Source organism: Roseateles saccharophilus (assembly GCF_004342485.1).
GTDB classification, from domain to species: domain Bacteria; phylum Pseudomonadota; class Gammaproteobacteria; order Burkholderiales; family Burkholderiaceae_C; genus Pelomonas; species Pelomonas saccharophila.
Genome location: NZ_SMBU01000106.1, coordinates 1 through 1,043, shown reverse-complemented (window position 1 = coordinate 1,043; position 1,043 = coordinate 1). Strand labels below are relative to the sequence as shown.

At 51.6% G+C, this 1,043-nt stretch carries 1 rRNA gene; it reads right to left on the bottom strand.

What is annotated here, in order from left to right:
* A 23S ribosomal RNA gene (locus tag EV671_RS26595) occupies positions 1 to 1,043 on the bottom strand; the annotation flags it as partial.

The window sequence follows — 1,043 nt, the reverse complement described above, 5'->3', positions numbered from 1 at the left end:
TCATCTTGAGACGAGTTTCCCGCTTAGATGCTTTCAGCGGTTATCTCTTCCGCACTTAGCTACTCGGCAATGCCACTGGCGTGACAACCGATACACCAGAGGTGCGTCCACTCCGGTCCTCTCGTACTAGGAGCAGGCTCTCTCAATCTTGCAGCGCCCACGGAAGATAGGGACCAAACTGTCTCACGACGTTTTAAACCCAGCTCACGTACCTCTTTAAATGGCGAACAGCCATACCCTTGGGACCGGCTACAGCCCCAGGATGAGATGAGCCGACATCGAGGTGCCAAACACCGCCGTCGATATGAACTCTTGGGCGGTATCAGCCTGTTATCCCCAGAGTACCTTTTATCCGTTGAGCGATGGCCCTTCCATACAGAACCACCGGATCACTTTGTCCTACTTTCGTACCTGCTCGACTTGTCAGTCTCGCAGTCAAGCACGCTTATGCCAATGCACTATCGTCACGATTTCCGACCGTAACTAGCGTACCTTCGAACTCCTCCGTTACACTTTGGGAGGAGACCGCCCCAGTCAAACTGCCCACCATACACTGTCCCCATCCCGGATAACGGGACAAGGTTAGAACCTCAAACACACCAGGGTGGTATTTCAACGTTGGCTCCATAAGATCTAGCGACCTTACTTCAAAGCCTCCCACCTATCCTACACAGATCTGTTCAAAGTCCAATGTAAAGCTACAGTAAAGGTTCATGGGGTCTTTCCGTCTTTCCGCGGGGAGATTGCATCATCACAAACATTTCAACTTCGCTGAGTCTCTGGAGGAGACAGTGTGGCCATCATTACTCCATTCGTGCAGGTCGGAACTTACCCGACAAGGAATTTCGCTACCTTAGGACCGTTATAGTTACGGCCGCCGTTTACTGGGACTTCAGTCAAGAGCTTGCACCCCATCATTTAATCTTCCAGCACCGGGCAGGAGTCACACCCTATACGTCGACTTTCGTCTTTGCAGAGTGCTGTGTTTTTAATAAACAGTTGCAGCCACCGATTCTCTGCGGCCTCATTGGGCTCCCCTTGTA